Consider the following 24,449-nt stretch of genomic DNA (forward strand, 5'->3'; position numbering starts at 1 on the left):
AGTGGCTCATGGACAAGCCTTGTCGATGAAAATTCCGCCGCGGCCGCCGCTGGCCGCGATCTCGGCCAGCTCGTCCAGCGTCTTGTCGGCGTAGTTGAGCACGCGCAGCAGCATCGGCAGGTTGAGGCCGGAGACGCAGCGCAGGCGCACGCCCAGCGAGCTGAGCGAGAGCCCGATGTTGCACGGCGTGGCGCCGTAGAGGTCGGCCAGCACCAGCACACCCTCGCCCTGGTCGAGCGCGCGCGCGTGGCGCGCGGTGAGCGTGCGCATCACGTCGGGGTCGGCCTGCGGCGGCACTTCCACCGCCTCCACCTGCAAGGGCAGTTTCGGCATCACGTGGTGGGCGGCGGAAATCAGCGCCTGGCCGACCGCCTCGTGGGTCATCAGCAGCACGCCGACGCTCATGGCCGTGCTTCCGTCTGTTGGATTTGTCGCGGCGACATGGCAGTCAGTCCAGCTCGCGGTGGAAGGTGAGCACGCCTTCGCGCGTCGTGCGGTAGTGCGCGGCGAGTTGCTCGACGAGGTACACCGAGCGATGGCGGCCGCCGGTGCAGCCGATGGCGATGGTGACGTAGCTGCGGTCGTCCTGCTCGAAGCGCGGCAGCCAGGCGTCCAGCCAGCGCGTGGTGTCGGCCAGGTATTCGGCCACCAGCGGTTCGGCGTCGAGGAACTCGCGCACCGGCGCGTCCTTGCCGGACAGCGGGCGCAGCTTCGGTTGCCAGTGCGGGTTGGGCAGGCAGCGCGCGTCGAACACGAAATCCGAGTCCAGCGGCAGCCCGCGCTTGAACGCGAAGGACTGGAACATCAGCGTCATGCCCTCGGTGGCCTGCGCATACCCGGTGGCGACCAGGCGGCGCAGCTGGTGCACGTTGAGGTCGCTGGAATCGATCACCTTCTCGGCGATCGCGACCAGCGGGCGCAGCAGGCGGCGTTCCTCGGCGATCGCGCTGGCCAGCGACTTGCCGCGCGTGGCCAGCGGGTGCCGGCGGCGGGTCTCCGAATAGCGCTTGAGCAGCACATCGTCGCTGCAGTCGAGGAAGATCAGGTGCAACTGCACGCCGGTGGCGGCCAGCTCGGACAGCGCCTCGGGCAGGTGCTCGAGGTCGGCGCCGCGGTTGCGCACGTCCACGCCCACCGCGATGCGCCGGTAGCGGCCGGCGCCGCGTCCCGCCGCGTCCACCAACTGCGGCAGCAGCGAGGGCGGCAGGTTGTCGACGCAGTAGAACTCCAGGTCCTCCAGCGCGCGCAGCGCCACCGTCTTGCCGCCGCCGGACATGCCGGTGAGCACGATCAGGTGGGTTTCGTGCGGGTTGGCGAACAGGTTGCCCGGCGTGGACTGGTCGGTCATGGCGTCACCATGGCGGCAGCCGGCGCAGCTGGTGCGCCTGGCGGTCGATGAAGGTCTGCGCGGGATCGATGCCCTTGCTCTTCAGCGCGTGGTTGCGCACGGCGGCCTCGACCAGCACGGCGATGTTGCGGCCCGGCGCCACCGGGATGGTGATCATCGGCACCTGCACGTCGAACACCTCGCGGTGGCCGGTGTCGCCGGTGAGGCGGGTCAGCGCGTCGATGTCCTCGCCTTCGCGCAACGGCTTCAGGTGGATCACCAGGCGCAGGTACTTGGACGGCTTCACCGACATGTGGCCGAACATCTCGCGCACGTTGAGCACGCCGAGGCCGCGCACTTCCAGCAGGTCCTGCAGCAGTTCGGGGCAGGTGCCGTCGATCACGTCCGGCGCGATCAGGGTGAATTCGGTGGCGTCGTCGGCGACCAGGCGGTGGCCGCGGCTGATCAGCTCCAGCGCCAGCTCGCTCTTGCCGGAGCCGGGCTCGCCGGTGATCAGCACGCCGATCGAGAACACCTCCAGGAACACGCCGTGCAGGGTGACCTTCGCCGCCAGCTGGCGCGCGAGGTGGTATTGCAGGAAGGTCAGCAGCTCGTGGCCGCGCTTGGAACTGACCCACAGCGGGGTGTCGGTTTCCTCGGCTACCTCGCGCAGGTCCGGGGGGATGGCCTGGTCCTTGGTGACGATCAGCGCCACTGGCCGGGTGGCGGCGATCTTGTGGATCGCCTCCCAGCGCTGGCGCGAGTCCATCGCGTCGAGGAAGTTCAGCTCCTCCGAGCCGACGATCTGGATCTTGTTCGGATAGATGACGTTGAGGTAGCCGATCAGCGAGGGGCGGCGCGACTGCGCCACATTGGGCTCCAGCATGCGCGATTCGCCGCGCATGCCGGCGATCCAACGCAGCGCCATGCGCTCGTTGACGCCGTCGAAGAGTTGTCGTGCGGTGAGCCGATCCAAGCTTCGGTCCTTTGCATCGCGCGCCGAGCGTGGGTTTGCGGCGGGGCAGGCCATTGTGCCAGCTTGGGCGGAGAGTGTGCGCGGGGAAAGGCAGGCCGCCCGTGCGGGGCGGCCTGCGGAGGGCATCAGCCGTACTGAGGCTCCGCGCGCGTGGCGCGGTGGTGCTTGTCCACGATCTTTTCGCGATGGCGCCGCAGCTGGTTGACCAGCTTGTCGAACAGCGCGTCGATGGAGGCGTACATGTCGGCCTCGGCGGCCTCGGCGTGCAGGGTGGCGCCGGTGACGCCGAGGGTGGCGTCCGCGCGATGTCGCAGCTTGTCCACCGAGAGGATCACGGCGAGGCTGACCAGCTTGTCATCGAGGCGGTGGAGGCGGTCGAGCCTGGACTCGACGTGTTGGCGCAGCGCGGGGGTGACATCGATCTGCTGGCCGCTGAGTTGGAATTGCATGGTACGCCTCCTCTGGGTGGTGCAGGCCGCGTTTCGCGGCGGGACGGGCGCGCGTCGGGCTGTCCTGGCGCGCCTTCAAACATCCTTCGCTACAGACATTGGGAGTGCTTCCGCGGCAGGCAAGTTCCCCGGTCAATTCTTGCGCTGGCGTTCGCTGGAGCTGGGAATGCGCAGCCCCTCGCGGTACTTGGCCACGGTGCGGCGCGCGACCTGGATGCCCTTGTTCTTCAGCTCGGCGGCCAGGGCCTGGTCGGACAGCGGCTTGCGCGGATCCTCCGCGTCGATGAGCTTGCGCAACATCGCCTGGATCGCGGTGGCCGAGGCGCTGCCGCCGTCCTCGGTGGATACGCCGCTGGAGAAGAAATACTTCAGCTCGAAGGTGCCGCGCGGCGTGTGCAGGTACTTGCGCGTGGTGACGCGCGAGATGGTCGATTCGTGCATGCCCACCTCCTCGGCCACTTCGCGCAGCACCAGCGGATGCATCGCCTCGGGGCCGTAGTCGAGGAAGGCGCTCTGCCGCCGCACAATGGCGCCGGCCACCTTGAGCAAGGTTTCGGCACGCGACTCCAGACTCTTGAGCAGCCAGCGCGCTTCCTGAAGCTGGCCCTTCATCCAACTGGCGTCGTCGCCGCGGGCGCGCGCGATCAGGTTGCAGTAGTGCTGGTTGAGGCCCAGCCGCGGCTGCGCGTCCGCGTTGAGGCGCACCTGCCAGCGGCTGCCCTCGCGCACCGCATAGACGTCCGGCGCCACGTATTCCACCGGGGTGGCGTCCAGCGCCGCGCCGGGGCGCGGGTCGAGGCTGCGGATCAGCGCGGCGGCGGCGGCCACCTCTTCCTCGTCGGCGCGGAGCTTGCGCGCCAGCTTCGCGACGTCGTTGCGCGCCAGCAGCTCCAGTTCGCTTTCGACGATGGCGAGCGCCAGCTCGCGTTGCGGCGTGGCGTCGTCGAACTGCTGCAACTGGCTGCGCAGGCAGTCGCGCAGGTCGAGGCTGGCCACGCCCAGCGGGTCGAAGCCCTGCAGGCGGCGACGCACCGCCTCGATCTCGGCGAGGCTGGCGTCGAGATCGGCCGGCAGGGCCGTACGCACCGCCTCGATGCCGTCGGCGAGGTAGCCGTCGGCGTTCAGCGCATCGATCATCACCGTGGCGATGGCGGTCTGGCGCGGGTTGAAGCCGGCGAGGTTGAGCTGCCACAGCAGGTGTTGCTGCAGGGTTTCGGGCGCGGCGTTCTGCGGCTCGAAGTCCTCGTCGCCGCGCGCGTTGCCGCCGGCGGAGCTGCTGGAAAAGTCGATCGGGGTCTCGACGCTGCCGCCGCCGTCGTCCGCCCACTCGGCGTTGTCGTCGGCGTCGGCGCCATGGTCGGTCGCGGTTTCGGCGGAACCGGGCGCCTGCGTGTATTCGGCTTCCGGCGCGGCCTCGTCGGTGCCGTCTTCGCCGTCTTCGCTCTCGTCGGCGAATTCCAGCAGCGGGTTGCCTTCGGCGATCTGCCGCAGCTCGGTCTCCAGTTCCAGTTGCGACAACTGCAGCAGCCGGATCGCCAGTTGCAGTTGCGGCGTCAGGGTGAGCTGCTGATGGAGTCGGAATTGCAGTGCGGGTTTCATGCCGGCCTGTGGAATGGGCTGACGGTCATCCTACTCCGCGGCCGGCGGGCGCGGCCATAGCCAGTCGCCCGCCGTGAAGCTTGCGTCAAAGCTTGAATTCGCGCCCCAGGTAGACCTCGCGCACCTTCTCGTCGGCGAGGATGTGCGCGGGCGTGCCGCGCGACAGCACCTCGCCCTCGTTCATGATGTACGCACGATCGCAGATGCCCAGGGTTTCGCGCACGTTGTGGTCGGTGATCAGCACGCCGATGCCGCGTTCCTTGAGGTGGCGCACGATGCGCTGGATCTCGCCCACCGAGATCGGGTCGACGCCGGCGAAGGGTTCGTCCAGCAGCATGTAGCGCGGGTTGGCGGCCAGCGCGCGGGCGATCTCCACGCGGCGGCGCTCGCCGCCGGACAGGCTGATGCCCTTCTGCGTGGCGATGTGGCCGATCTTCAGCTCGTCGAGCAGGCTCTCGCATTCGGCTTCGCGCTGCTGCGGGGTGAGGTTCTCGCGCAGTTCCAGCACGGCCATGATGTTGTCGGCCACGCTCAATCGACGGAACACCGAGGCTTCCTGCGGCAGGTAGCCGATGCCCAAGCGCGCGCGCAGGTGCATCGGCAGGCCGGTGATGTCCTGCTGGTCCAGCTTGATCGTGCCGGCGTCGGCCTCGATCAGCCCCACGATCATGTAGAAGCAGGTGGTCTTGCCGGCGCCGTTGGGGCCGAGCAGGCCCACCACCTCGCCTTCGCGGATGGAGAAGCCGAAATCGCGCACGACCTGGCGCGCCTTGAAACTCTTTTGCAGACCTTCGGCGGACAGCATCGATCAGTGGCCCTTGGCCGGAGTGTCGGTTTTCGCCGGGGCGGGCGTGACAGCCTTGGCGGGCAGCCTGCCGGCCACCGGCTCGTTGTCGGGCACCGGCTGCGCCGTGGGCGGCCTGGCGCACACGACCGGCGTGGCCGTGGTGTTCTTGGGCAGGATCACGCCGTGCACCAGGCCGTCGCCGGCGGTGTCGCCGGTGATCTGGCTGGTGTCCTGGTTGTAGGTGAGCTTGTCGCCGTGGAACTCGCCGCGGCATTGCTGGTTCACCACCGCATTGCCGGTGAGCACGGCGATGCTGTTGGTGTTGTCGTAGTCCAGCATGGTCCCGTCGCCGGTCATCAGGTTGTTGTTCTCGTCCAGTTCCTGGATGTGCGCCGGCTTGCCGGTGACCACCACGCGCGATACCTGCTGGTCGCCGTCGAGGTAGATCTTGGCGACGTCGCCGGTGACCAGCATGGTGCCCTGGGTGATCCTGACATTGCCGGTGAGCGTGGTGACCGTGTTCGGCGCGTTGTAGGCGTCGGTGTGCCTGGCCGCGTAGTTCATCACCTGCTGCCGGTCCGACTTCTTGGCGCTGGCCGCCAGCGGCGCCAGCGCGAGCAGCGCCGCCACGCAGGCCATGCCGATGGCGTCACGACTTGCGTTGCGGGCGCGGACGCGGCGGGAGGGTACCGTGGCTTGCATCGAGCAGCTCCAGATGGTTGTCGTTGAGGTTGGCACGCATGCCAATGCCGTCCAGTGTACGTGCGCCCTGCACGGCGTGCGCCGCTTCGGCCGTTTCCATGCGGTCTTCCTTCGGCCAGGCGGTGACCTCGGAGGTGTCGAGGGTCGCCTCCGCCTGTGCCTGGCCCTTGGCGTCGACATAGGCGGCGCGCTGCATGTGCACCGGGCCCTGCAGCTTGATCAGGGTGCCGCTCTTGTCCACCCAGCCGTACAGTGAGTGGCCGTCCCAGTCCGGGATGCCGGGCTTCTTGGGGGAGATCTGGAAGACCGGCGCGTTGATGTACAGGGTGTCGTCGTCCTCGCGGCGCTCCATGTGCGGCGCCTGCATGCGGAAGGCCAGCATGCCCTCGGGGTTGTAGGACCACATCCTGGCGTTGTAGAGGACGTAGCCCGAGCGCGGCGGTCCCACGAAGTCGTTCTCCTTCGGCGCCCCGCTTACCCACCACAGCAGCGCCTGGGCGAGGCCGGCGGCCAGCGCCACCAGCACGATCATGGCGGGCAGCTTGCGGTCGCGGAACCAGAGGCGCAGCGAGGCGATCACCGCCAGCGCTCCCGCTCGGCGGCATCCTTGCCCTGCGCGTGCAGGATCAGGTCGCAGGCTTCGCGCGCCGCGCCCATGCCGCCGGGCAGCCGGGTCTGCCAGTGCGCGGCCTCGGCCACCCAGGGGTGGGCGTTGGCCACCGCCACGGCGAGGCCGGCGATGCGCATGGGCGGCAGGTCGGGCAGGTCGTCGCCGACCATGGCGGCCTGCTCGGGCGCGAGGTTGAGCGCTTCCAGCAGGGATTCGAGGCAGGCGCGCTTGTCGCCCTGGCCCTGGTAGACGTGGGCGAGGCCCAGCTCCTCGGCGCGCAGCGCCACCGGGTGGCTGATGCGCGCGGTGATGAGCGCCACCTGTACGCCGTTCGCCAGCAGCCGCTTCAGGCCCAGGCCGTCGTGCACGTGGAACACCTTGGTCTCGCGGCCGTCCTCGCCATACCAGAGGCGGCCGTCGGTGAGCGTGCCGTCCACGTCGAACGCGGCCACGCGGATTTTCGCGGCGCGGGCGAGGATGTCGGGGGGGATGTGGGAGAGGTAGTTAGTGGACACGGGGCGTGGTTCTGGGTGGGACCAAGATCAAGAGCGGCTTGCCTGATTTGTCTGATACGGCAAGCCGTATCAGACGACACGCGCCCGGAGCAGATCATGAATGTTGAGCGCGCCGACCACGCGCCGCTCGTCGTCCACCACCAGCAGGGCGTGGATCTGGTGCTTCTCCATCAGCTGAGCCGCCTCGGCCGCCAGCTTGTCGGGGCCGATGGTCTTGGGGCCGCGGGTCATCAGCGCGGCCACGGTGGCGCCGCGCAGGTTCACGCCCTCGTCGTCCAGCGCGCGGCGCAGGTCGCCGTCGGTGAACACGCCGAGCAGGCGCTGCGCCTCGTCCACCACGGCGGTCATGCCCAGGTGCTTGCGGGTCATCTCCACCAGCGCGGCGGTGAGGCTGGCCTCGGGCGGCACGCGCGGCACGTCGTCGCCGCCGTGCATCACGTCGCTGATCCGGAGCAGCAGGCGGCGGCCCAGGCTGCCGGCCGGGTGCGAGCGGGCGAAGTCGTCCGAGGTGAAGCCGCGCGCTTCCAGCAGGGCGATCGCCAGCGCATCGCCCAGCACCAGCGCCGCGGTGGTGCTGGTGGTGGGGGCCAGGCCCAGCGGGCAGGCCTCGTTGCTGATGCTGCCGTCGATGTGCACGTCGGCCTGGCTGGCCAGCGAGGAGTTCGGCTTGCCGGTGATCGCGACCAGCGGGATGCCCTGGCGCTTGATCATCGGCAGGATGAACAGCAGCTCGTCGGTTTCGCCGGAATAGGACAGCGCCAGCACCACGTCGTCGGGCTGGATCATGCCGAGGTCGCCGTGGCTGGCCTCGCCGGGATGCACGAAGAACGCCGGGGTGCCGGTGGACGCCAGGGTGGCGGCGATCTTGCGCGCCACGTGGCCGGACTTGCCCATCCCGGTGACCACCACCCGGCCGCGGCAGGCCAGGACCAGCCGGCACGCCTCCACGAACGCGCCGTCGATGCGCGGCCCCAGCTCGGCAATCGCCGCCGCCTCGGTGGCGATCACCGCGCGGGCGCTGCGCACGATGGCGTCGGGCTGCGGTTCGATGGCGGCGTGCGGGGCGGGGCGTGGGTTCATGTCGGCTCGATGCGGGGCGCGGGGTGCCCATGGCGGCGGTGCTGTCGTTTCTGCGACAGGGGATTTCCATTACCATGGCATATTCGCATTTTAACGTCACAAGCCGACGCGATGCCGATTCCGGCCGCGCCTGCCGTCCCCTAGTTCGTGGAAACCCGATGGACCCTGCACGCATCCAGACCCTGATCGAAACCGGCTTGCCTGGCGCGCAGGCCGAGGTCAGCGGCGACGACGGCGTGCACTTCGAGGCTACCGTGATCGCCAGCCAGTTCGCCGGCAAGCTGCCGCTGGCGCGGCACCGGCTGGTCTACGCCACGCTGGGCGAACTGATGGGCGGCGCGATCCACGCGCTGGCATTGAAGACGTTGACGCCGGAAGAGGCCGGGATTCGGGATTCGTGATTCGGGATTGGCGAAAGCCGATCCCCGCCAGCGTCCCGCATACCGCCTTTCCGAATCCCCAATCCCGAATCCCGAATCCCGTAGATAAATGGCCAAAATCCTGATCAATGGCGGCGTGCCGCTCCAGGGCGAGGTGGGCATTTCCGGCGCCAAGAATGCCGTGCTGCCCATCCTCGCCGCCTGCCTGCTGGCCGACGCGCCGGTGAGCATCGGCAACGTGCCGCACCTGCATGACGTCACCACCTTCATCGAACTGCTCGGCCAGATGGGCGTGCAGCTGGTGCTGGACGACCGCATGAAGATCCACGTCGACCCGCGCACCACCAGCACTTGCATCGCGCCGTACGACCTGGTGCGCACCATGCGCGCGTCGATCCTGGTGCTGGGCCCGCTGGTGGCGCGCTTCGGCCAGGCCGAGGTCTCGCTGCCCGGCGGCTGCGCGATCGGTTCGCGCCCGGTGGACCAGCACATCCGCGGCCTGCAGGCGCTGGGCGCCGAGATCACCGTCGAGGGCGGCTACATCAAGGCGCGAGCCAGGCGGCTCAAGGGCGCGCGCATCGTGATGGACATGGTCACCGTCACCGGCACCGAGAACATCCTGATGGCCGCCACGCTGGCCGAAGGCACCACGGTGATCGAGAACGCCGCGCAGGAGCCCGAGGTGGTCGACCTCGCGCACTGCCTCATTTCGATGGGCGCGAGGATCGAGGGCGTGGGCACCTCCACCCTGGTGGTCCATGGCGTGGAGCGCCTGCACGGTACCGACTACCAGGTGCTGCCCGACCGCATCGAGACCGGCACCTTCCTGGTCGGCGCGGCGATGACCGGCGGCAAGGTGCGCGCCCGCGGCGCGCGCGCCAACACGATGGACGCGGTGCTGGCCAAGCTGGAGGACGCCGGCGCGCAGATCTCCAGCGGCGAGGACTGGATCGAGCTGGACATGGGCGGCCGCCGGCCGAAGGCGGTCAACATCACCACCGCGCCGTACCCCGCGTTCCCCACCGACATGCAGGCGCAGTTCACCGCGCTGAACTGCGTGGCCGAGGGCACCGGCATCATCACCGAGACGGTGTTCGAGAACCGCTTCATGCACGCCCACGAGCTGCAGCGCCTTGGCGCCGACATCCAGCTCGAAGGCAACACCGCCGTGATCAAGGGCGTGACCCAGATGAGCGGCGCGCCGATCATGGCCACCGATCTGCGCGCCTCCGCCTGCCTCGTGCTGGCGGGCCTGGTGGCGCAGGGCGACACCGTGGTCGACCGCGTGTACCACATCGACCGCGGCTACGAGAACATCGAGGAAAAGCTCGGCACGCTGGGCGCGCGGATCCGGCGTTTGCCGAATTGACGGGATCCGGGATTACGGAATTGGGGATTCGGTAAGAGCGGGATACGGAACGCTGGCGTGATTCTGCTTTTTACGAATCCCGTATCCCCAATCCCGAATCACGGCTGCGAGTAGCTCACCAGTTCGAGCGTGAGGTCGCCGCCGTCCTTCTGGGCGATCCTGACCGGCACCGGGTATTTCGCCGGCACGTACCAGGCATTGAAGTCGCGGTTCTGGTCGGTGCGCTCCACGCGCACGGCGTTGAACGAGCCGGCCGGTACGCTGACCTTCTCGCTGTCGGCCACCTTGAACGTCTGCATCTCGACGGACTGCCTGCCGCCGACGGGGAAGCTGGCGCTTTTCGCGCCATTGCGCAGCGCGAGGCCAAGCGCCAGCGGCAGGGTGTTGCGTTCCACCATGCCCGGCTGCATGGGGTAGCTGTGGTGCTTGCCGTTGTCGTCCATCTGCACGGTGTCGCCCTGCACGACGAGCTCACGGTTCTTCGGCTTGAACGCGGAAGCGAAGGCGTACTTGTACGACACCGCCTGCGGCACCTGGCCGGCCCAAATGAAGCGCGACACCTCCAGGGTGCTGGCGCCCAGCGCGGCGGCGAGGCCGGAGGTGCCGGTGACCTTGTCGGTGTACTCGTACTGGCCGTTGCCGGCCGGCTTCAGCGTGAGCGTGGCGTCGCCCTGCAGCTGGCCGCCTTGCAGGACGCGATAGGTGGCGGTGAAGGATGCCGGCACGCTCGCGGCGAAGGACGCGGCGGCGGGCAGGGCCAGGGCCAGGGCAAGGCCGGTGCGGAGGATGGTCTTCATCCTGCCGACTATAGGGCGCATGCCTGAATGACGGGCGACCCCGAACCGTAGGAGCACCCTGTGCGCGATGGCCTTGCGCCTTGATCGAAGCGCAAGGCCATCGCGCACAGGGTGCTACGAAAGCTGGGCGAGTGTGAGAGGCGTCGTCAACGGCTGGCCGTCGAACATCGCCGCACCATTCCAGCGCAGGCGGCCTTCGGCGATGGCGCCGACCACGGCGGGCAGCAGCCTGTGTTCTTCCGCCAGCAGGCGTTCCGCGAGCGAAATCTCGGTATCGCCCGCGCCGACGGGGATGCGCGCCTGTGCCACCACCGGGCCGCCGTCCAGCTCGGCCGTGACGAAGTGGACGCTGGCGCCATGCTCGGCGTCGCCGGCCTCGAGGCAGCGGCGGTGCGTATGCAGGCCGGGATACTTCGGCAGCAGCGAGGGGTGGATGTTGATGGCGCGGCCTTCCCATTCCGCCACCACGGCACCGTCGATCACGCGCATGAAGCCGGCCAGCACCAGCAACTCCGCGCCGCTGGCGGCGACGCGCGCGAACAGCGCGCGGTCGAAGCCCGGGCGATCCGGATAATCCTTCGGGTTCAGCGCCAGCGCGGGGATGCCGGCCGCTTCGGCCAGCAGCAGCGCGCCGGCGGAAGCCTTGTCGCTGCCCACCAGCACGAATTCCACCGGCAGGCTGCCGGCATCGCGCGCGGCGATCAGCGCGGCGAGGTTGCTGCCGCGGCCGGAGGCGAGCACGGCGACTTTCAGCGGGGCATGTGTCACGGGCGGCTCAACCGATGTGGACGCGCTCGTCGCCGGCAGCCTTGACCACTTCGCCGATCACGCGGGTGGCGAGGCCATGCTTCGCCAGCAGGGCCGCGGCCGCCGCCACCGCGTCGCGCGGCAGGATCACGGTGAAGCCCACGCCGCAGTTGAAGGTGCGCCACATTTCCTCGCGCGCCACCTTGCCTTCGCGCTGCAGCCAGTCGAACACCGGCGGCAGTTCGATGCTGGAGGCGTCCAGCGCGAGGCCGAGGCCGTCGGGCACCACGCGGATGATGTTTTCCTTGAGGCCGCCGCCGGTGACGTGGGCCATGCCGTGAACCGGGATTCGGGATTCGGGATTCGGGATTCGGGGGGAGCCGGCGGCGAGCAGTTCCAGCATCGGCTTCACGTAGATGGTGGTGGGCGCCATCAGAGCGTCGACCAGCTTTGTGCCGCCCAGGTCGAGGTCCAGCGGGCTGCCCGCGCGTTCGAGGATCTTGCGCACCAGCGAATAGCCGTTGGAGTGCGGGCCGCTGGAGGCCACGCCCAGCACCACGTCGCCGGCCACGATGCCGTCGCCGGAGAGCAGTTGCGACTTCTCCACCGCGCCCACGGTGAAGCCGGCGAGGTCGTATTCGCCCGGCGGATACATGTCGGGCATCTCGGCGGTCTCGCCGCCGATCAGCGCGCAGCCGGCCAGTTCGCAGCCCCTGGCGATGCCGCCGACCACGGCCGCGGCGGTGTCCACGTCCAGCTTGCCGGTGGCGAAGTAGTCGAGGAAGAACAGCGGCTCGGCGCCCTGCACCAGCACGTCGTTCACGCACATGCCGACCAGGTCGATGCCGATGGTGTCGTGGCGGTTCAGCTGCTGGGCCAGCTTGAGCTTGGTGCCCACGCCGTCGGTGCCGGAGACCAGCACCGGCTCCTTGTACTTGCCGCCGAGGTTGAACAGGCCGCCGAAGCCGCCCAGGCCGCCCATCACTTCGGGGCGGCTGGTGCGCTTGACCAGCGGCTTGATGCGTTCGACCAGGGCATTGCCGGCGTCGATGTCGACGCCGGCGGCGCGGTAGGTGAGGGCGTCGGACATGGCGGCAACCGGCGTGGGAAACGCGCGATTCTACCGCATGCGGCCGGCCGCCGCCGCGTTGGCGTGCCGGTTCCGTGGCCAGCGGCATGGACGCCGCGGGGGCGATTGGGCAGACTTCCGTGGTATCCCCCGCGAAGTGCCCTGCCGATGCGCCCGTTCGCCATGCGCCTGCTGCGCCTGTTCTCCGTCGTCCTGCTGCTGGGCCTGGCCGGGTTGTCGCCCGTGCATGCCCAGAATGCATCGCCGTACTCGGTGACGGTGCCGGTCACCGACACCAGCGACACCCAGCGCGGCGCCGCCTTCGCCAGCGCGCTCAGCCAGGTGCTGGCGCGGGTGGCGGGCGGGCAGGACCTGCGCGGCAAGCCGGGCTACGACGATGCGTTGAAGAACGCCGCCGCGCTGGTGCTGCATTTCCAGTACGCGCGCGCCACCACCGGCATGAACCTCGCGGTGGATTTCGAGCCGGGCGCGGTGCGCCACCTGGTGAGCCAGCTCGGCGTGGCGGACAACGCGGGCGGCAAGCCGCCGGTGCTGTTGATGGTGCGCGGCAGCGACGGCCAGTTGCTGGACAAGGACGCGCTGGCCAGCCTCGCGGGGGCGGCCGCCGCACGCGGCTACGGCGTGGCCTACGTCGACCCCGCGGGCGCGCCCGATCCCGCCAAGGTGGATGCCGCCGATCCCGCCACGCTGGTGGCGATCAACCAGCAGTACCACACCGGCCTGGTGCTGCTGGGCAGCCTGCACGGCGGCGGTGCCGACTGGACCCTGGTGTCCGGCGGCAAGGCGCAGCGCTGGAGCGACAAGGCCGCCACCGAGGATGCGCTGATGGCGGATGCCGGCAACGGCATGGTCGACCGCATCGGGCAGCAGCTCAACGTGATCGGTTCCACCGTCAACGACGAGAAGCTGTGGGTGAGCGGCCTCGTCAGCGCGATGGACTACGCGAACCTGCTCAGCCTGCTGGACAACGATCCTTCGGTGCGCGGCGTCGCCATGCTGGGCGCGGACAACGACGGCATGCTGTTCGAGGTGAAGTCGGTGATGCCCGCCGATGCGCTGGCAGCGAACCTCGCGGCCAGCGGACGGTTGATCCGCGGCGAGGCGCATCCGGATACGGATGCCAGCCTGCAGTGGTTGCATTGATGCGAGTCCCTCGCGCAAAACCGCACATCCATGTGCATGTGCGGACTCCCCAGAAAAGCCGGTTCTCAATCGGGGCTTTTGCATGTTGAACCACGAGGCTCACCGCCGCTGGCAGATGCTGGCGATCGTCGCGGTCATCGCCTTCCTGCTGTGGCGGCTGGCGCCGATGCTGATGCCCTTCGTGGTGGCGGCGATGCTGGCCTACCTCGGCGATCCGCTGGCGGACCGGCTGGAGCGCCTGCACATGGGCCGCACGCTGGCGGTGAGCATCGTGTTCCTGGTGCTGATCCTGCTGCTGGGCGGCGCCCTGCTGCTGCTGATACCGCTGATCTCGCACCAGGTCGAAAACCTGATCCAGAACGTGCCGCGCTACGTGGACTGGGCCGAGCACACCGCCTGGCCGTGGCTGCAGGCGAAGCTGCACCTCGATCCGCGCACCTTCGACAGCGACCAGCTGATCGCCACGATCAAGGCGCACATCGGTTCGGTGGGCGGCGTCGCCGGCCAGGTGCTGGGCAAGGTGTCGCGCTCCGGCCTGGGCTTCGTGCTGTGGCTCACCAACCTGGTGCTGATCCCGGTGGTGGCGTTCTACCTGTTGCGCGACTGGGACCGGCTGGTGGCCGCCATCGACCGCCTGCTGCCGCGCTCGATCGAGCCCACCATCGCCCATCTCGCGCGTGAATCGGACGCCGTGCTCGGCGCCTTCGTGCGCGGCCAGTTGCTGGTGATGCTGGCGCTGGGCGTGTACTACGGCGGCGCGCTGTCGCTGGTGGCGGGGCTGTCGGTGGGCGCGCTGATCGGCATGGTCGCCGGCCTGCTCAGCTTCGTGCCCTATCTCGGCTTCATCACCGGCTTCGGCGCCGCGCTGATCGCCGCGCTGGTGCAGTACGGCGACTGGAACCACGTGCTGGTCGTCTGCGGCGTGTTCGTGGTGGGGCAGTTGCTGGAAGGCTACGTGCTGGTGCCCAAGCTGGTGGGCGAGAAGATCGGCCTGCATCCGGTGGCGGTGATCTTCGCGGTGCTGGCCGGCGGCGAGCTGTTCGGCTTCCTCGGCGTGCTGCTGGCGCTGCCGGCCGCCTCGGTGGTGATGGTGCTGCTGCGTTACCTGATGGAGCGTTACCGCCACAGCGAGCTGTACACCGAGCAAGGCGAGGCCGATCCGGCGATCCACGAAACCGTCGTCGAGGTGGAAGTCGCCGTGGACACCACGGTCGGCGGCCCGCCGCCGCACGAGCCGCCCGCCACGCCATGATCCCGCAGTTGCCGCTTGCCTTGCGCTGGCCGCGCCGCCAGCGATTCGAGCATTTCCATGCAGGCGCCAACGCCGCCGCGCTGGCCGCGGTCGAGCGGCTTGCGCGCGAGCCCGGCACAGCGTGGCTGTACCTGCATGGCCCCGCGGGCAGCGGCAAGAGCCATCTGCTGATGGCCGCCTGCCAGGTCGCCGGCGAAGCCGGCCGCAGCGTGCAGTACCTGCCGCTGGCGAAGCTGGCCGACCGCGCCGCCGCGATCCGCGGCGTGGCGGGCGGCGCGTTGCTGGCGCTGGACGACCTCGGCGCCATCGCCGGCGAACGCGAGGCCGAGCATGCGCTGTTCGACCTCTACAACCGCGCCAGGGCCGAAGGCGCGTCCCTGCTGTTCGCGGCCGGAACCACGCCCGCGCAGTTGGGTCTGGGCCTGCCCGATCTCCGTTCGCGTCTCGGCGCCTGCACCCAGCTTTCGCTGAGGCCGCTGGACGACGCCGAACGCCGCGACGTGCTCAAGGCCCAGGCCGCGCTGCGCGGCATCGAACTGGACGAGGGCGTGCTCGACTGGCTGTTCACCCGCCATACCCGCGACCTCGGCGCGCTGCTCGATCTGCTCGACCGCCTGGACCAGGCCTCGCTGGCGGCACAGCGGCGGGTCACGATCCCGTTCCTGCGTGGCTTGCTGCGCGAGGCGGGCGCATAGCCTTTGGATTGAGCCGTCTGTTCCGTACTGACGTCATGCCCGCTTTCGCGGGCATGACGTCCAAAACCAGGACGTTCCGTGCAACGTGCATTCCATCCGTTCGAGTGATGAGCCCATGCCCGACATCCAGTTCAGCACTGACGAGAAGGAAATCCTCGTGCGCAAGATCAAGCTCTATTTCACCGAGGAGCTGAAGCAGGAGATCGGCCGTTTCGACGCCGAATTCCTGCTGGATTTCTTCGCCGGCGAAATCGGCGGCTATTTCTACAACCGTGGCCTGTACGACGCGCAGGCCATCCTTTCCGGCAAGATGGACGAGCTGGGCGAGGCGATCTACCAGCTGGAGCGGCCTACTGAGTTTCGGCGGTGATATGAATTTTTGCGACGGAACAAAGTGCGGGCGTGGCTTGCTGGTGGTACTGCTTGGCCTGTGGGTGCTTCACACGCCAGTCAACGCATATCCGTCGCGTCCTGTTTCTGTTTGCGATGTTCTCGACAACCCTGCGCAATACGGCAAGCGTCAATTCGTTCTCGCAGCGGACTTGGTGCTGGGGCCACACCACGGTGTTCTGATTGATGATCGCTGCCGTGGCGCGCTGAAGCTCGTGATGAATGACAAGGCCGGAAAGGGTGCGCAAGTCGCTGCGGTGATGGGACGACTTTATGCGCACCATGCGCGTGGTCACGTCACGTTGATTGGCACGTTCGACAAGACACCAGCGGATACGGCCGATGGCATCTTTGTCCTTGACCACGTTTCAGACACGCATAAGTGAGTTGGCTTGCAAGCTTTTGCGCGCCCCAAGTGATCTCAAGCCTTCAACAACTCCGGCGTCGCCTGCGCGCCGATCGCATCGGTCATCGCCTTCGCCACGTTGAGGTTGCCGGCGATGATGTTGCCGCTCGCGGGGATGCCGTCGCGGCCGGCGAAGTCGCCGTAGCGGCCGCCCGCCTCGTGCACCAGCAGCACGCCGGCGGCCATGTCCCAGGGCTTGAGGCCGATCTCGAAGTAGCCGTCGTAGCGACCGGCGGCGGTATAGGCGAGGTCCAGCGCGGCGGAGCCGGAACGGCGGATGTCCTCGGCCTGGCCGAGCAGGGCGCGGGTCATCGCCAACTGCGCGTCGAGGTGGGCGCGCTGGCGCCAGGGGAAACCGGTGGCGATCATCGCGCCGCCCAGGTCCTCGCGCTTGCTCACGCGGATGCGGGTGGGACCGGTGCCCTTGTCCAGGTAGGCGCCGTCGCCCTTGCTGGCGGTGAACAGCTCGCCGCGCAGCGGGTCGAACACCACGCCGTAGACCGGCACGCCCTTGTCGAGCATGGCGATGGAGACGCTGAAATGCGGGATGCCGCGCAGGTAGTTGTGGGTGCCGTCGAGCGGGTCGATCACCCAGGTGAGCGGGCTGCCCTTCTTGCCGCCGGCGCCGCTTTCCTCGGCGAGGATGCCGTGGTCGGGGTAGGCGCGGCGCAGTTCCTTGACGATCTCGGCCTCGGCCAGCTTGTCGACCTCGGAGGCGAAGTCCATGCGCTGCTTCTCGACCACGGCGAGACCGTCGATGCGGTTCATGTAGCGCAGGATCACGTTGCCGGCGGCGCGCGCGGCGCGTACCGCGATGGTGATGGCGGGTCGGGTCATGGCTTCGGCTTGGCAAAAGAGCGGGGTTGCGGCCGGCGATTCTAGCAGAGCCGGGCCGCGGGCTGGCGTATCCTAGTCGGTCTTTGCCTCACCGATAGCGCCCATGAACCCCTTCGATCTCGCCTCGTTGTTCCGCTTCGTGCTGGTGCGCACCTCGCATCCGGGCAACATCGGCGGCGCGGCGCGGGCAATGCGCACCATGGGCTTCACGCGGCTGGAACTGGTGGCGCCACAGCGTTTCCCCGACCGCGAGGCGGACGCGCTGGCGGCGAACGCGGTGCAGGTGCTGGCCGAGGCGGGCGTGCACGAGACCCTGGTCGAGGGGCTTTCCGGGGCGAGCTTCGCGCTGGGCCTGTCCGCGCGGCGGCGTGGGGTCACACTGCCGGAGCTGTCGCCGCGCGAGGGCGCCGCGCAGGCCTTGGCCGCGGCGGCACGCGGCGAGCAGGTGGCGCTGCTGTTCGGCAACGAGCGCACCGGGCTGGAGAACGAGGAACTGGCGACCTGCCATGCGATGGTGCGCATCCCCAGCGTGGACGATTTCAGCTCGCTGAACCTGGCGCAGGCGGTGCAGGTGATGGCCTACGAACTGCGTCTGGCGATGCTGGGCGATGCCCCCCTTGCGCCACCACCCGAGAACGACGAGCCGCCCGCCGATGCCGGGCAGATGGAGCGCTTCTACGCGCACCTCGCCGAGACGCTGGACGACATCGACTTCCACAAGGGCCGCGAGCCGACCACGATCATGTTGCGGCTGAGGAAACTCTTCCAGCGTGCGCAGCCGGACCAGCGCGAGCTGCGCGTGCTGCACGGGATCCTGGCCGACGCGCAGCGGATGGCGATGCTGGCGCGATCCGCGCCAGCATCGCCGCGATCCACGGAGGGATCGCACGTCAATCAGGCCAAGCCTGATTGACGGAGCCCTGTCCGGCCTTGGCCGGATAGGGTGAGTCAGGAAAGGGCAGGAAGCCCTTTCCTGACATCAAGCCACGCTTTTGCTCTGGCTTTACGCGCCGCCGCTAGCCTTCCGCTTCGTCCCCGCTCTCCTGCTTGATCGTGCGGGTGACCAGCAGCTTGTCGATGCGCGCGCCGTCCAGGTCCACCACCTCGAAGCGGATGCCCTGCCACGCGAACACCTCGCCGACTTGCGGGATGTGGCCCAGCGCGGCCATCACCATGCCGGCGGCGGTGCGGAATTCGTGCTCGGCTTCGCCCGGCAGGTGGTCGAGGTGCAGCAGTTCGCGCAGGTCGTCGGTGGCCAGGCTGCCATCGATCAGCCAGCTGCCGTCGGCGCGCTCGACGATGGGCGCGTTTTCCGCGGTGTCGCCGTGCGCGAGCTGGCTGGCGCCGACCACGGCGGCGAGCAGGTCGTTGACGGTGACCACGCCTTCGATGTCGCCGTATTCGTCCACCACCAGGGCCAGCGGCGTTTCGGCGTCGCGGAACTCTTCCAGCAGGTCGAGCGCACGCGCGGTGGCCGGTACGTACAGCGGCTTGGCGAGGTGCTCGAACAGTTGCGGGCGGCCCTCGGCGAAGGACTGCAGCAGGCGCTTCACCTCGACCACGCCCACCACTTCGCTCTCGTCGCCGCGGTATACCGGGTAGCGCGAATACGGCGTCTGCCGCAGCACGGCGACGTTCTCCTCGCGCGGCGCGGCCATGTCCAGCCAGGCGATGCGCACGCGCGGCGTCATCACGCTGTCCACGGTGCGGTCGCCCAGGCGCAGCACGCGGTTGACCATGGCGTGCTCGTCCGCGTCCAGCACGCCCTGTTCGGCGCTTTCGGCCACCAGCAGGCGGATCTCCTCTTCGGTGGCGGCGGCATGGTTGTGGCCGCGCACGCCCAGTGCGCGCAGCAGCAGGTTGCTTGAGGCATTGAGCAGCCACACGAACGGCGCGGTGGCGCGCGACAGCAGCAGCATCGGGATGGCGACGATGGCCGACACCTGCTCCGGCGCGGACAGCGCGAGGCGCTTGGGCACCAGCTCGCCCACCACGATCTGGATGAAGGAGATCAGCACGAAGCCCAGTACCACGCCGATGATGCGCGCATAGGGTTCCAGCCAGGCGGCGTGGCCGCCGTGCAGCAGGTCGGCGATATGCGTGCCCAGCGCGTCGCCGGCCACTGCGCCGGTGACCAGCATCATCAGGGTGATGCCGACCTGGATGGTGGAGAGGAAGTATTCCGGGTTTTCGGCGTGCCGCAGCGCCACCGTGGCGCGGCGGCTGCCGCGCGCCATCTGCTTGAGGCGGCTCTTGCGCGAGGCGACCAGCGCCATCTCGGACAGCGCGAAGAAGCCGTTGCACAGGGCGAGCACGAGGACGAGCGCGATTTCGGTCAGCATCGCGGGGGGCGGGGGGCGGAACGCATGGCGGAAGTTTAGCGGTTAAACCGGCGCCGTCGCGGATCGTCCTGCTGCGGCGCGGCACGGCTGTCCTGTAACATTCCCGTCATTCGACACCAGGCGCGACCCGCATGTTTTCACTGCAGACGATCTTCGGCAAAGGCGACAAGTTCTACGGCCTGCTGGAGCAGAGCGCCGAGGCGGCGCACGAGAGCGCCAAGGCGCTGCACGCGCTGGTCACCCAGGCCGACCATGCGCCGGTGATGGCGGCGTTCGCCGCCACGCGGGCGCGCGAGAAGTCGCTGGCCTCGAAGATCAGCGAGGAACTGGTGAACACCTTCGTCACCGCGCTGGACCGCGAGGACATCGAGGCGCTGAACTCGGCCCTGTACAAGATCCCCAAGTCGGTGGAGAAGTTCGCCGAGCGCTACGACATCGTGTCCGTGCGCCTGCAGGGCGTGGACTTCGGCCAGCGCGCGCTGGTGCTGGAGCGCTCCGCCACGGTGGTGGTGGAGATGATCGGCGAGCTGCGCCGCGGCCTGCGCATCGACCCGGTGAAGAAGCTGCAGGACCGCCTGCAGACGCTGGAGTCCGAAGGCGACCGCATGCTGCTGGCGCCGTACCGCACGCTGTACGTCGAGGGCAACGACGCGATGAAGGCGATGCTGGCGAAGGACCTGTTCGAACTGATCGAGAAGGCCATCGACAAGTGCCGCGACGTCGGCAACATCGTCTATTCGATCGTGCTGAAGAACTCCTGAGGCGACCTGCGCATGAGCCTCGGACTGGTCGTGGTGGTGGTGGCGATCGCACTCGCCTTCACCTACATCAACGGATTTCACGACACCGCCAACTCGATCGCCACGGTGGTGGCGACCAAGGTGCTCACGCCGGGTCAGGCGGTGCTGCTGGCCGCGGTGACCAACCTGATCGGCGCGCTGTGGGGCACCGCGGTGGCGGCCACCATCGCCGCCGGTATCGTCAACACCGGCGTGGTCGAGGCCGGGCCGCAACTGCTGATCTGCGCGCTGCTGGCGGCGATCGTGTGGAACCTGATCACCTGGTGGCTGGGTCTGCCTTCAAGCTCCAGCCACGCGCTGGTGGGCGCCCTGGTGGGCGCCGCGATGGCCGAGGCGGGCGGGCACTTCAACGCGGTGGTCTGGTCGCAGGGCGGCGCGCACTGGTGGCTGGGCAAGGGCGTGATCCCCAAGGTGGTGGTGCCGATGGTGGCCTCGCCCATCGCCGGCCTGGTGATCGGCTTCCTGCTGATGGGCGGGCTGTACGCGCTGCTGGCGTGGTTCTCGCGCCGCAGCGGCTGGCTGCGGCTGCTCGGCCGCACGCCCTTCGTCAACAGCTTCTTCGGCAAGGCGCAGATCGTTTCGGCCAGTGCGATGGGCCTGGCGCACGGCATGAACGACGCGCAGAAGAGCATGGGCATCATCGCGCTGGCGCTGGCCAGCGCCACCGCGGCGGGGCAGTTCGACCAGTTGCCGACGTGGCTGCACTTCCTGCGCATCAACGGTTCGGCCCACGGCGGTTTCGTGGTGCCGGCCTGGGTGGCGGTGGTGTGCGCGCTGACCATGGCCGGCGGCACCGCCGGCGGCGGTTGGCGCATCATCAAGACGCTGGGCCACAAGATGGTGAAGCTGCACCCGATCAACGGCTTCGCAGCGGAAGGCAGTTCGGCCATCGTGATCCTCGCCGCCTCGGCGTTTGGCCTGCCGGTGTCCACCACCCACGTGGTGTCGTCCGCGATCATGGGCGTGGGTTCGGCCAAGCGTTCCAACGCGATCCGCTGGTCGGTGGTGGAGCGCATGGTGTGGGCGTGGATCCTTACCCTGCCGATCACCGCGCTGGTCGCGTGGGGCTTCGTCGCGATCGCCCACTTGTTCGGCTAGTTTTCCGCTCGTTTGTGGGGGGCGCAAGCGACGAAGCGGTTTCGTCCGCCTGCCGGCGGCCGAGTTCCTTTCTCTTTGCGTGGCCAAAGAGAAAGGAACCAAAGAGAAAGGCCACCCCGATGCGGCGCTCTCCGGGCATCCTGCCCTCCGAGTGCGTGAGGCGTGGCCGGGCTTTTCGGCCGGGCTCCTGCCCGGTCGAAAAGGCGAGTCCATCCATGGACTCGCCCGCTGCGCGGCCTGATCGTCCACGCCTCACCGCCGCATAGGGGCCCCGAAGAGCAGCGCGCTTCCTGCGCGCAGAAGCGGAAGCCAAGGCCGGAGCAAACAAAGCCGGAGCAAAAGCTCCGGTTGGCTAGAACGCGTCGCTGCCGCTGACGACCAGTTGTTCGAGCTGGTCGCCCAGCCGGCCCAGTTCCACGATGACGCGCTGCAGTTCGCCCTCGTCGAGCAATTCGTAGGGGCGGTTCTCGCACAGGTGCAGGTAGGGCGCGCCGTCCAGGTCGGTCACGGCGAGGAAGCCGCAGCGCTGCTCCCAGTTGAAGCGCAGGCAGCGCTGCGCGTCCGTGCCCGCCAGCGGGCCGATGGGCGTGGAGATGCGCAGGTAGCGGTGGCCCGACTCCGTTTCCAGCTCGGCCAGGTAGATGCCCTGGTGGCGGCCATGCGGCAGGCTGAGGTCGAAGCTGATCAGGTAGGGGTCGTTCTGGCGCAGCCCATGCAGGCTGCCCACGTGGGAACGCACGGCTTCGAAGTGGTGCATGGCTAGCCCCCGAGACTGACCGATGGCCCTGCTACTCTGACACGTCTGCCAGCCGGCTTGGTCAAGTCTCCGTTATCGCCATGCAAGACAGCCACGCCCGCGTCTATGCCGCCATCGCCGCGATCCCGCCCGGCCGCGTGGCCAGCTACGGCGCCATCGCCGCCCGCGCCGGCCTGCCGGGGCGGGCGCGGCTGGTCGGCCGGCTGCTGGGCGAGGTGCCCGACGGCATGGAGTTGCCGTGGTTCCGCGTGCTGCGTTCCTCGGGCGAGATCGCCCTGCCCAAGGGCAGCCGCGGCTTCCGCGAACAGGTGCGACGGTTGCGCGCCGAGGGCGTGGAGGTGAAGAACGGCCGCGTGGCGCTATCCGCGTTCGGGCTGGACGCGAACCTCGACCGCGCCCTGTGGGGCATGTCCTGACGCGTTTCTTCGGCGGTCAGTCCGCCGCCTTGTCGAACTTGCGGATGAAATCCCGCACCTGCGGATAAACGATCTCGCGCCAGCGCCGGCCGCTGAAGATGCCGTAATGTCCGGCGCCCTCGATCACCTTGTGGGCGCGGCGCTTGGCCGGGATGCTGCTGCACAGGTCGTGCGCGGCCTGGGTCTGGCCGAGGCCGGAGATGTCGTCCAGTTCGCCTTCCACGGTGAGCAGGGCGCTGCCCCTGATCGCCGACGGAGTCACGCGCTCGCCGTTCACGTCCCACAGCCCGCGCGGCAGCAGGAACTGCTGGAACACGCTGGCGATGGTGTCGAGGTAGAACTCGGCCGGCAGGTCGAGCACGGCGTTGTATTCGTCGTAGAACTTGCGGTGCGACTCGGCGTCGTCCAGGTCGCCGCGCAGCAGGTTCTCGTAGAAGTCCCAGTGCGACTGCAGGTGGCGGCCCGGGTTCATGGCGATGAAGCCGGCATGCTGCAGGAAGCCGGGATAGACCTCGCGGCCGCGGCCGGGGTAGTTCGGCGGCACGGTGTGGATCACGTTGCCCTTGAACCACGACAGCGGCTGGGTGGTGGCGAGGTTGTTGACGCTGGTGGGGCTGCGCCGCGGGTCGATCGGGCCGCCCATCATGGTGAGGCTGCGCGGCGTGGCTTCGCCGCGCGCGGCCATCAGCGACACCGCTGCCAGCACCGGCACGGTGGGCTGGCACACCGAGATCACGTGCAGCGACTCGGCGCCGATGTGGCGGATGAAACGCTCGATCAGCGCCACGTAGTCGTCCAGGCCGAACGGGCCGGCCTCGGCCGGCACCATGCGCGCGTCCACCCAGTCGGTGACGTACACCTTGTGGTCGCGCAGCAGGGTGCGCACGGTGTCGCGCAGCAGGGTGGCGTGGTGGCCGGACAGCGGCGCCACCACCAGCACCACCGGATCGTTCTTCATCGTCTCGACGGTGGCCTGGTCGTCGCTGAAGCGCTTGAAGCGCTTCAGCTGGCAGAACGGCGTGTCCAGCGCCACGCGCTCGATCACCGCGATCCCGTGGCCGTGCGCCTCGACCTGGTGGATGCCGAAGACGGGCTTCTCGTAGTCCTTGCCGAGGCGGTGGATCAGCTCGTAACCGGCGGCCAGGCGCTGCGTGCCGGGCCAGGCGGCGAACGGGTTGTTTGCATCGTTGAGCATCTGCGCGCTGGCATCGGCGAAATGGCTGAGCGGGCCGAGGAAGGCGCGTTGCCACTCGTGGATCTGGTAGAGCATCGAGGCGACCGGCGTTGACGAAAATCGCCCCATCTTAGCGCCATTGCGGATTCTTGTGTTGCGACGCCGCAAGCACCTTCCCTTGGGCGATCAAGGGTTTGCCCTCAGTCCACGCGTTGCACTTCGGTATCCGCCGCGAAGTCGTGCAGCGCGCGCCGCCGCCGGTCGAACAGGGCCGTCGCGAACCACAGGGTCCATGCGCCAAGCACGGCCCACAACGTGGCGCGCAGTCCGAGTGCCGGCTCCAGCGCCAGCAGCAGCATGGGCGCCGCGGCGACCAGCACGCGGACCGCGGCCTGCTGCAGGCCGATCGTGCCGCCATCGTCGCGACACACGCGGATGCGCCACGGCCGCATGCCGACGGTCTGCCCGCCGCGCCGCCACGAGACGATGAAATAGGTGGCCACCACCACGCCCTGCAACACCTGGTACCAGAGCGGGGCCACGGCATGCGTGCCGGCGGCGATCAGCCTGCCGCCGGTGGCGAGCTGGCACAGCAGGCCCACCACCATCACGATCGCCACCACGATCAGCAGGTCGTAGGCCAGTGCGGCCAGCCGGCGCCACAGGGGGCAGGGCAGGTTGCTCATGCTTGCGCTCGCGGCGCGCGATGCC

General features: G+C 69.0%; 29 protein-coding genes. 11 read left to right on the forward strand and 18 right to left on the reverse strand.

Features of this window, described 5'->3' with window-relative positions; genetic code table 11:
• Positions 1-6 precede the first annotated feature (6 nt).
• From IHE47_RS05930 to IHE47_RS05975, 10 genes are all read right to left on the reverse strand, one after another.
• Positions 7-405, reverse strand: a complete 399-nt coding sequence (locus IHE47_RS05930; RefSeq protein ID WP_192104951.1) for a PTS fructose IIA subunit family protein — start codon at positions 403-405, stop codon at positions 7-9.
• 43 nt (positions 406-448) lie between these two features.
• Positions 449-1,348, reverse strand: coding sequence for an RNase adapter RapZ (gene rapZ / locus IHE47_RS05935; RefSeq protein WP_192104952.1), 900 nt, complete (start codon positions 1,346-1,348; stop codon positions 449-451).
• A 4-nt stretch (positions 1,349-1,352) separates the two neighbouring features.
• Positions 1,353-2,303 (reverse strand): HPr(Ser) kinase/phosphatase, encoded by a 951-nt coding sequence (hprK, locus tag IHE47_RS05940; protein WP_192104953.1) that lies wholly within the window; start codon positions 2,301-2,303, stop codon positions 1,353-1,355.
• A 125-nt stretch (positions 2,304-2,428) separates the two neighbouring features.
• Positions 2,429-2,752 (reverse strand): ribosome-associated translation inhibitor RaiA, encoded by a 324-nt coding sequence (gene raiA, locus IHE47_RS05945; RefSeq protein ID WP_192104954.1) that lies wholly within the window; start codon positions 2,750-2,752, stop codon positions 2,429-2,431.
• Positions 2,753-2,884: 132 nt separating this feature from the next.
• Complete coding sequence (locus IHE47_RS05950) at positions 2,885-4,351, reverse strand: RNA polymerase factor sigma-54 (RefSeq protein WP_192104955.1); 1,467 nt, start codon at positions 4,349-4,351, stop codon at positions 2,885-2,887.
• An 85-nt stretch (positions 4,352-4,436) separates the two neighbouring features.
• A complete protein-coding gene (lptB, locus tag IHE47_RS05955) occupies positions 4,437-5,156 on the reverse strand; it encodes an LPS export ABC transporter ATP-binding protein (RefSeq protein ID WP_192104956.1) in 720 nt (239 codons plus the stop codon).
• Positions 5,157-5,159: 3 nt separating this feature from the next.
• Positions 5,160-5,840, reverse strand: a complete 681-nt coding sequence (gene lptA, locus IHE47_RS05960; RefSeq protein ID WP_225561653.1) for a lipopolysaccharide transport periplasmic protein LptA — start codon at positions 5,838-5,840, stop codon at positions 5,160-5,162.
• The gene (gene lptC / locus IHE47_RS05965; RefSeq protein WP_343227441.1) at positions 5,788-6,420 is read right to left on the reverse strand and encodes an LPS export ABC transporter periplasmic protein LptC; all 633 of its coding nucleotides are present in this window, start codon (positions 6,418-6,420) and stop codon (positions 5,788-5,790) included. The genes lptA and lptC overlap by 53 nt, the downstream gene beginning before the upstream one ends.
• Entirely contained in the window at positions 6,417-6,965 is a 549-nt protein-coding gene (locus IHE47_RS05970; RefSeq protein ID WP_192104957.1) for an HAD hydrolase family protein, read from the reverse strand. The genes lptC and IHE47_RS05970 overlap by 4 nt, the downstream gene beginning before the upstream one ends.
• 69 nt (positions 6,966-7,034) lie before the next feature.
• Complete coding sequence (locus IHE47_RS05975; RefSeq protein WP_192104958.1) at positions 7,035-8,045, reverse strand: KpsF/GutQ family sugar-phosphate isomerase; 1,011 nt, start codon at positions 8,043-8,045, stop codon at positions 7,035-7,037.
• Positions 8,046-8,203: 158 nt separating this feature from the next.
• Between IHE47_RS05975 and IHE47_RS05980 the strand changes: the two genes are divergently transcribed.
• Both IHE47_RS05980 and murA read left to right on the forward strand, forming a co-directional pair.
• Entirely contained in the window at positions 8,204-8,446 is a 243-nt protein-coding gene (locus IHE47_RS05980; protein ID WP_192104959.1) for a BolA/IbaG family iron-sulfur metabolism protein, read from the forward strand.
• A gap of 88 nt (positions 8,447-8,534) precedes the next feature.
• Positions 8,535-9,794: a UDP-N-acetylglucosamine 1-carboxyvinyltransferase gene (murA, locus tag IHE47_RS05985; protein WP_192104960.1), complete on the forward strand. Its 1,260-nt coding sequence runs from the start codon at positions 8,535-8,537 to the stop codon at positions 9,792-9,794.
• Positions 9,795-9,892: 98 nt separating this feature from the next.
• Here the strand turns inward: murA and IHE47_RS05990 are convergent, their stop codons facing one another.
• The 3 genes from IHE47_RS05990 to purM all read right to left on the reverse strand — a co-directional run bounded on the left by IHE47_RS05990 (position 9,893) and on the right by purM (position 12,428).
• Positions 9,893-10,591: a DUF3108 domain-containing protein gene (locus tag IHE47_RS05990; RefSeq protein WP_192104961.1), complete on the reverse strand. Its 699-nt coding sequence runs from the start codon at positions 10,589-10,591 to the stop codon at positions 9,893-9,895.
• A 114-nt stretch (positions 10,592-10,705) separates the two neighbouring features.
• A complete protein-coding gene (gene purN / locus IHE47_RS05995; protein WP_192104962.1) occupies positions 10,706-11,359 on the reverse strand; it encodes a phosphoribosylglycinamide formyltransferase in 654 nt (217 codons plus the stop codon).
• A gap of 7 nt (positions 11,360-11,366) precedes the next feature.
• Positions 11,367-12,428, reverse strand: a complete 1,062-nt coding sequence (gene purM / locus IHE47_RS06000; protein WP_192104963.1) for a phosphoribosylformylglycinamidine cyclo-ligase — start codon at positions 12,426-12,428, stop codon at positions 11,367-11,369.
• A 147-nt stretch (positions 12,429-12,575) separates the two neighbouring features.
• Between purM and IHE47_RS06005 the strand changes: the two genes are divergently transcribed.
• The 5 genes from IHE47_RS06005 (at position 12,576) to IHE47_RS06025 (ending at position 16,294) form a co-directional block, all read left to right on the forward strand.
• A complete protein-coding gene (locus tag IHE47_RS06005) occupies positions 12,576-13,571 on the forward strand; it encodes a DUF2066 domain-containing protein (protein ID WP_225561654.1) in 996 nt (331 codons plus the stop codon).
• Between the two features lie 82 nt (positions 13,572-13,653).
• Positions 13,654-14,823: an AI-2E family transporter gene (locus IHE47_RS06010; RefSeq protein WP_225561655.1), complete on the forward strand. Its 1,170-nt coding sequence runs from the start codon at positions 13,654-13,656 to the stop codon at positions 14,821-14,823.
• Positions 14,820-15,518 carry a DnaA regulatory inactivator Hda gene (gene hda / locus IHE47_RS06015; RefSeq protein WP_192104964.1) on the forward strand — a complete coding sequence of 233 codons (699 nt, stop codon included), beginning with the start codon at positions 14,820-14,822 and terminating at the stop codon, positions 15,516-15,518. The genes IHE47_RS06010 and hda overlap by 4 nt, the downstream gene beginning before the upstream one ends.
• Before the next feature lie 115 nt (positions 15,519-15,633).
• Positions 15,634-15,888 (forward strand): DUF2164 domain-containing protein, encoded by a 255-nt coding sequence (locus tag IHE47_RS06020; RefSeq protein WP_192104965.1) that lies wholly within the window; start codon positions 15,634-15,636, stop codon positions 15,886-15,888.
• Between the two features lie 37 nt (positions 15,889-15,925).
• Positions 15,926-16,294: a hypothetical protein gene (locus tag IHE47_RS06025; protein WP_192104966.1), complete on the forward strand. Its 369-nt coding sequence runs from the start codon at positions 15,926-15,928 to the stop codon at positions 16,292-16,294.
• A gap of 35 nt (positions 16,295-16,329) precedes the next feature.
• Here the strand turns inward: IHE47_RS06025 and IHE47_RS06030 are convergent, their stop codons facing one another.
• Entirely contained in the window at positions 16,330-17,151 is an 822-nt protein-coding gene (locus IHE47_RS06030; protein ID WP_192104967.1) for an inositol monophosphatase family protein, read from the reverse strand.
• 103 nt (positions 17,152-17,254) lie between these two features.
• On the opposite strand from IHE47_RS06030, the gene IHE47_RS06035 reads away from it, so the two are divergent.
• Positions 17,255-18,064: an RNA methyltransferase gene (locus IHE47_RS06035; RefSeq protein ID WP_192104968.1), complete on the forward strand. Its 810-nt coding sequence runs from the start codon at positions 17,255-17,257 to the stop codon at positions 18,062-18,064.
• A gap of 103 nt (positions 18,065-18,167) precedes the next feature.
• Here the strand turns inward: IHE47_RS06035 and IHE47_RS06040 are convergent, their stop codons facing one another.
• Positions 18,168-19,493: a hemolysin family protein gene (locus IHE47_RS06040; RefSeq protein ID WP_192104969.1), complete on the reverse strand. Its 1,326-nt coding sequence runs from the start codon at positions 19,491-19,493 to the stop codon at positions 18,168-18,170.
• A 131-nt stretch (positions 19,494-19,624) separates the two neighbouring features.
• On the opposite strand from IHE47_RS06040, the gene IHE47_RS06045 reads away from it, so the two are divergent.
• Together IHE47_RS06045 and IHE47_RS06050 are read left to right on the forward strand one after the other, a co-directional pair.
• Positions 19,625-20,254 carry a pit accessory protein gene (locus tag IHE47_RS06045; RefSeq protein WP_192104970.1) on the forward strand — a complete coding sequence of 210 codons (630 nt, stop codon included), beginning with the start codon at positions 19,625-19,627 and terminating at the stop codon, positions 20,252-20,254.
• Positions 20,255-20,266: 12 nt separating this feature from the next.
• Entirely contained in the window at positions 20,267-21,391 is a 1,125-nt protein-coding gene (locus IHE47_RS06050; protein ID WP_192104971.1) for an inorganic phosphate transporter, read from the forward strand.
• Between the two features lie 352 nt (positions 21,392-21,743).
• On the opposite strand, the gene IHE47_RS06055 is transcribed toward IHE47_RS06050, so the two are convergent.
• Positions 21,744-22,148: a hypothetical protein gene (locus IHE47_RS06055; RefSeq protein WP_192104972.1), complete on the reverse strand. Its 405-nt coding sequence runs from the start codon at positions 22,146-22,148 to the stop codon at positions 21,744-21,746.
• Between the two features lie 80 nt (positions 22,149-22,228).
• On the opposite strand from IHE47_RS06055, the gene IHE47_RS06060 reads away from it, so the two are divergent.
• Positions 22,229-22,564, forward strand: coding sequence for an MGMT family protein (locus IHE47_RS06060; protein WP_192104973.1), 336 nt, complete (start codon positions 22,229-22,231; stop codon positions 22,562-22,564).
• Between the two features lie 16 nt (positions 22,565-22,580).
• On the opposite strand, the gene phaZ is transcribed toward IHE47_RS06060, so the two are convergent.
• Together phaZ and IHE47_RS06070 are read right to left on the reverse strand one after the other, a co-directional pair.
• Positions 22,581-23,834 (reverse strand): polyhydroxyalkanoate depolymerase, encoded by a 1,254-nt coding sequence (gene phaZ, locus IHE47_RS06065; RefSeq protein WP_192104974.1) that lies wholly within the window; start codon positions 23,832-23,834, stop codon positions 22,581-22,583.
• Between the two features lie 104 nt (positions 23,835-23,938).
• Positions 23,939-24,424, reverse strand: coding sequence for an RDD family protein (locus IHE47_RS06070; RefSeq protein ID WP_192104975.1), 486 nt, complete (start codon positions 24,422-24,424; stop codon positions 23,939-23,941).
• Positions 24,425-24,449 lie beyond the last annotated feature (25 nt).

Origin of the sequence: Rhodanobacter sp. DHB23, from assembly GCF_014842975.1 — a bacterium.
Taxonomy (GTDB): Bacteria; Pseudomonadota; Gammaproteobacteria; order Xanthomonadales; family Rhodanobacteraceae; genus Rhodanobacter_A.